Annotated in this window: 5 protein-coding genes; 4 read left to right on the top strand and 1 reads right to left on the bottom strand. The window is 61.5% G+C overall.

Going from position 1 to position 2,942, the window contains the following annotated elements:
- On the bottom strand, positions 1–422 hold a 422-nt coding region (locus JNK99_RS02150), incomplete at its 3' end, for a hemerythrin domain-containing protein (RefSeq protein WP_291847960.1).
- 340 nt (positions 423–762) lie between these two features.
- On the opposite strand from JNK99_RS02150, the gene JNK99_RS02145 reads away from it, so the two are divergent.
- The 4 genes from JNK99_RS02145 to JNK99_RS02130 all read left to right on the top strand — a co-directional run.
- Positions 763–1,206 carry a universal stress protein gene (locus tag JNK99_RS02145; RefSeq protein ID WP_291847957.1) on the top strand — a complete coding sequence of 148 codons (444 nt, stop codon included), beginning with the start codon at positions 763–765 and terminating at the stop codon, positions 1,204–1,206.
- A 290-nt stretch (positions 1,207–1,496) separates the two neighbouring features.
- Entirely contained in the window at positions 1,497–2,177 is a 681-nt protein-coding gene (locus tag JNK99_RS02140) for a TIGR02281 family clan AA aspartic protease (protein WP_291847954.1), read from the top strand.
- 12 nt (positions 2,178–2,189) lie between these two features.
- Positions 2,190–2,450: a hypothetical protein gene (locus JNK99_RS02135; protein ID WP_291847951.1), complete on the top strand. Its 261-nt coding sequence runs from the start codon at positions 2,190–2,192 to the stop codon at positions 2,448–2,450.
- Between the two features lie 118 nt (positions 2,451–2,568).
- On the top strand, positions 2,569–2,942 hold a 374-nt coding region (locus JNK99_RS02130; RefSeq protein WP_291847963.1), incomplete at its 3' end, for a CoA pyrophosphatase.

Here is a 2,942-nt window from a genome sequence, read left to right as displayed (position 1 = left end):
AGTTCGGACAGCAGCACGGCGACCTGGGTTGCCAGATGCTGGTCGCACATCGGGTAGAGGACGTTCTCTTCCTTGACGTTGTGCTGCTGCATCATGATCAACAGCGTTTCGGCGTTGCCGGCATAGTCGTCGGCTTCCTCTTCGGCCAGAGCCGACTCCACCGCCGCCAGCAGTTGCCGCATCTGGGCGTGCTCGGCACGCATCACCTGCGTGGGCCCGCGATACATGCCGGTGCCACGTTCGAACGCCGGGAAAAGGATCGATTCTTCGGCGGCGAAATGCTGCAGCATGCTGGTCCGGAACGGCAGAAATGCGCGACGCGCCTGCTCCCAGGAAAGGTTAACCACGGCGCGCTCGACCGCGACAAGCAGCTCGTCGCAGGAGCGATGGTCTTTGGACATGAAATCGGTGATGGTGGGCATGACGGTTCTCGCTGGGTCGAGTCTGTGATTGTCGGCCTGCACGTGTCTGTCAATATTGATCCGCATCAAGAAATCCCGCTGGCGGAGCGTCCGGACGGGTGGGGCAAAGGGTCGCATCGTGCAGCGGGAGGCTATTGGTGGTCAAGGATGGCACCACCAGGGAGGTTCGCAACCGGCTTCGGCGCGAGCCCGGCCGGCCAGCCAGGCGTGTTTGGGTCGATGATGTCTGCTCAGTACCGCTGGAAGCTGCGCATTTCGCCAGTCAGCAGTTTGATTTTGATCAACAGGGGTGGCAGATTTCATGCCTATAGTTAAATTACTCAAGACAGGAGGTTATGCCATGTTCAAGCACATTCTTGTTCCAACCGACGGCTCCGAACTTTCCAAGGATACCGTACGCCGGGCAGTTTCATTTGCCAAGGAAGCGGGGGCGCGCATCACGGCATTCTTTGCCAAACCGGAGTATCCGGTCAGCTACTATGGCGAGGGAGCTCTGATCGACCCGACGACACCGGAGAAATTTGCCGAGCTGGCCGAGCAGCAGGCAGCGCAGACGCTTGATTTTGTAGCGCAGTTGTGCGAGGAGGCCGGTGTTCCGGTAGACCGGCTGGCGCTGACCAGCGACATTCCCTATCAGGCAATCATCGATGCTGCCAACCAGGCGGGCTGCGATCTGATCTTCATGGCTTCTCACGGTCGACGCGGTTTCAGCGCCCTGCTGCTCGGAAGCGAGACCAACAAGGTGCTCACGCACTCCAAAATACCCGTGCTCGTCTATCGCTGAGCGCCAGTCCGCAGGCGGGCGACACTGCCGTTGGCACCGTCTCCGATTGCCCAGCCAGTGGCAGCCGACGAGCTGCAGGTGGCGGGCAGCGGGCGGCTACTCGTAAACTCGCGAGGCTGGCGGTATGGTGCGGCCTTTCGGTTGCTCAGTTCCCTTGTTCCCGAGGTGAGTTCGACTGCCTGCCGCAGCCTCTCGGTACCTTGCCCGGTGTTGCGGGTGGAGTGTGGCAAAATGCATTGATCCGTTGAGTAGCGCATGGCCAAATGCGTTTGTCTGAAGGAGGAAGCGGAATGCTCTTGTGCGGTGCTGATCGAGATGCCTGGTTGCCGGCAGGGGTGGCGAGAAAGCTGCCCGTTCTGCTGCTTGCTCTCGTCGGCAGTCCGGCGCTGGCTGTCGATGTGGGGTTGGCGGGGGTGTTCCCGGGCAAGGCCTTGCTCACCATCGACGGGGGGGCGCCACGGATCGTGGCAGTTGGTGCCACGACCACCGAAGGCGTCAGTGTGCTGGCGGTCGATCGTGACACGGCAACCATCCAGGCCGACGGAAAGAAGCGGATTCTGCGTGTTGGGCAGAACGTTGCCTCGTCAGCCACCGAGCGGAGTGGTGGCAAGGCGACCCTGACCGCCGATGCGCGAGGTCATTTCTATGCCATCGGCAGTATCAACGGGACGACGGTCCGCTTCATGGTCGATACGGGCGCTACAATGGTTTCACTGGGTGCCGGCGAGGCGCGCCGGCTTGGCATTGATACCGGCAAGGGGCAACCGGGATTTATGATGACAGCCAATGGTCAGACCAGGGTCGTGCGCGTCAAGCTGGACAGCGTGCGCGTTGGCGACATCGTGCTGAACAATGTTGATGCGCTGGTCAATCAGCAGGACATGCCCTTTGCGCTGCTGGGCATGAGTTTCTTGAACCGTATGGAGATGCAGCGGGAGGGTCAGACGATGACTCTCAGGAAACGCTATTAGGAAAGGTTGGAAATGCGTCGTCGCAACGAAAGAAGCAGCATGCTGGGCCGCGAACTCGAACTGCTGATGGGCGAAAGGCAGACGCTGCTGCAGGTGGTTGGGGCGACGGCAGCCTTGATCGCCTCCCTCGACAGCCGTCAGTTGCCGCTTGGCGCGGTGAAATCGGCCGATCTGGTGGCCAGCACCATCAACTCGCTGCCCGATGAAACCCTGCGCGATGCACTGGCTGCTGTGCATGCCGAGATCGAGGAAGAGCGTGTCGTCATCGGCTGACGCGTTGATCGACGCGGTCCGCGCTCCGGTCGATCTGAACCACGTGTTGCAGGTCCTGCTGCGTGAGCCCTGTCCGACGCGCATTGTGCTCGAGGACGGTGTTGGCGACGAGGAACTGATGCCGGCCGCGGTCCTCTTCCCCATTGTCCGGCGGGACGGTGAACCGACCGTATTGCTGACGCAACGTACCGCCCATCTGAAGGATCATCCCGGACAGATCAGCTTCCCGGGTGGGCGTCGCGAGCCGACAGACCCATCGCCAGTGCATACGGCGCTGCGCGAAGCGGCCGAGGAGATCGGGCTGGCCGCGACGCATATCGAGATCGCCGGCTATCTACCCGAATATCTGACCAGCACCGGCTTCCGCGTTACTCCGGTGGTTGCCATGGTGACCCCGCCTTTCCAGCTCGAACTCGACACTTTCGAAGTCGCCGAAGCCTTCGAGGTACCGCTGGCCTTTCTGCTCGACCCTGCCAACCACCAGCAACACTC

This window comes from Accumulibacter sp. (assembly GCF_016789985.1).
Lineage (GTDB): Bacteria > Pseudomonadota > Gammaproteobacteria > Burkholderiales > Rhodocyclaceae > Accumulibacter.
The sequence above is the reverse complement of the archived record's forward strand: the minus strand, read 5'-3'. Positions and strand labels throughout refer to the sequence as shown.

Coding starts and splice junctions, on each gene's coding strand:
- JNK99_RS02145 (WP_291847957.1), top strand. CDS start 763: ATGTTCAAGCACATTCTTGTTCCAACCGACGGCTCCGAACTTTCCAAG.
- JNK99_RS02140 (WP_291847954.1), top strand. CDS start 1,497: ATGCTCTTGTGCGGTGCTGATCGAGATGCCTGGTTGCCGGCAGGGGTG.
- JNK99_RS02135 (WP_291847951.1), top strand. CDS start 2,190: ATGCGTCGTCGCAACGAAAGAAGCAGCATGCTGGGCCGCGAACTCGAA.